The 2,199-nt window shown below is 79.6% G+C and carries 2 protein-coding genes; one reads left to right on the forward strand and one right to left on the reverse strand.

Translation table 11 applies throughout. The features are described 5' to 3' along the window. Positions 1-1,684 (reverse strand): hypothetical protein (locus GTQ99_RS22460; RefSeq protein ID WP_166617895.1); only part of this gene is annotated, 1,684 nt, incomplete at its 3' end. Positions 1,685-1,743: 59 nt separating this feature from the next. Between GTQ99_RS22460 and GTQ99_RS22465 the strand changes: the two genes are divergently transcribed. Continuing rightward, positions 1,744-2,199, forward strand: a 456-nt coding sequence (locus GTQ99_RS22465) for a TIGR03089 family protein (protein ID WP_166617896.1), incomplete at its 3' end; no start/stop codon positions are given.

Here is a 2,199-nt window from a genome sequence, read left to right on the forward strand (position 1 = left end):
GGTCACGATCGCCGGTTCGCTGGTGCCGCTGGTGGCCGGCCTGGTGGCGCTCACCGCGGTCTCGGCGCTCGTGCTGCGGCTGGTGCGCTCCGCCCGTCCCCGCCCGGTGCAGCGGGCCCGCGCGGCGCACGAGCTCGGCCAGGGCCGCGACCGCCAGCAGGACCGCCGCGGGCAGCACGACGACGACCAGGCGCCGGTCGGCCCACGGGTGGTCGGGGGTGATGCCCGGCCGGTACAGCGTCAGCAGCGTCGAGCCGATCGCCACGACGTACGGCGCGCTCCAGGCCGGCAGCGGCCCGCCGGCCTGCACGGCCGCCACGAGGCGGCGCAGCAGCACGACGGCGGCCGCACCGGCGAGCACGAGCGCCGGCCAGCCCAGGTACCAGGCGGTCCACGTCACCGACTGCTCGGCGTAGGTGCGCCCGCCGTCCACGTCCAGGCCCTGCGCGAGCTGCAGCGCGGCGACCAGCCTGCTGCCGGGGTCCTCGGGGTCCTGGCGCACCACCAGCCACAGCGGCCGGCTCGCCAGCACCAGCAGGACCGCCGCGAGCGCCGCCGCCAGCGCCGTGCCCAGCCGCGGCGAGCGCAGCCACCCCCAGCGCGCGGGACGGCCGGAGCGCACCAGCCGCAGCACGAGCGCCGAGACCGCGGTGAGCGCCACCAGGCCGGCCACCAGCGGCACCAGCGAACCGGCGATCGTGACCAGGTAGGGCCGGGAGACGACCAGCGCGGCGGCCACGGCCAGCAGCGAGACGACGCCCGTGGCGGCGGCCAGCGCCCGCGCGGCGGGGTGGCGCAGCGCCAGCAGCAGCGCCACGACGGGCACCAGGACGGCCACCTCGCGCAGGAAGTCGATGCGCACGAACCCGCACGCGCCCAGCAGCAGCCCCGCGCCGCCGCCGAGGCGGGCCGCGGTGCGCCCGCCCGCGCCCAGCGCGGCGACGAGCACCGACGCGGCGCCGAGCACGACGAGCAGCGCGGGCGGCTCGGAGTAGGTGGAGCGGTGCGCGTGCAGGACGGGCTGGGCCAGGGCCAGGGCGGCCGCGGCCAGCGGCGCCCACCGCGCCCCCACGGTGCGGGCGGCCAGCCCCGCGAAGGCCAGCACCGCGAACGCGCCGACGACCGCGGGCACGACGAACAGCCCGCTCCAGCCCGCCGCCCACTCCCCCAGCGAGTACAGCGCCGGCGCCCCGGGCAGGAACTGCGGGACGACGACCGCGTCCGCGCCGTCGCCGACCTGGTAGAAGGCCGGCGAGGCGAGGGTGAGGTTCGGGTCGGCGAGCGCCGCGGCCCCGCCGAGCGCCGCCACCCGGGGGTCCACCGGCAGCCCGTGGGCGGTGGCGAGCTGGTGGGCGTAGAGGGCCATCGACCCCGCGTCGCGGCGCAGCACGACGTGCTCGGCGTGGGTGAGGGCGGCCCACAGGCCGCTGCCGGCGGCCACCGCGACGCTGAGGGCGGCCGACCAGCCGGGGGCCGCGACGGCGGGCACCGCCCACGCCAGCCGGCCGGCGAGCACGGCGACGACGACGCAGACGGGCACCGCGACGGCCGGGGTCCACAGGTCCACCAGCACGAGCGGGACGGCGATCGCGGTGACGGCCGCGACGGCGGCGGCCACGGCGACGGGCACCCGCGTCAGCGCGACCCCGGCCAGGGGGGTGGAGGAGGGCGGCGGTGCGGGCACGGCCGAGGACGCTACCGCCCGCGGCGGGCCGGCCCGGCGCGGCGCGTACCGTGGCGGGCGTGCCCGCCGGCTCCCTCCGCTCCGTCCCCGCGCTGCTGCAGCGCCTGCTCGCCGACGACCCCACCGCGCCGCGGCTGACGTTCTACGGCGCCTCCTACGAGCGCACCGGCGAGCGGGTGGAGCTGTCCGCGCGGGTGCTGTCCACCTGGGTGGCCAAGACGGCCAACCTGCTGGAGGAGGAGTTCGAGGTCGGTCCCGGCTCGGTGCTCGCGCTGGACCTGCCGACGCACTGGCGCACGCTCGTCTTCCAGCTGGCGGCCTGGTCCACGGGCGCGGCCGTCAGCACCGGCGCGGGTGGTCCGGCCGACGTCCTCGTCTCCGCCGACCCGCGGGTGCTGGCGGCGCCGGCGCGCGCCGAGCGGATCGCGGTCTCCCTGGCGCCGCTGGCGACCTCCTTCGGGTCGCCGGTGCCCGACGGCGTCCTCGACTACGCCCGGGTCGTCACCGGCTACGGC

The sequence above is a fragment of the Kineococcus vitellinus genome (assembly GCF_009906315.1).
Lineage (GTDB): Bacteria > Actinomycetota > Actinomycetes > Actinomycetales > Kineococcaceae > Kineococcus > Kineococcus vitellinus.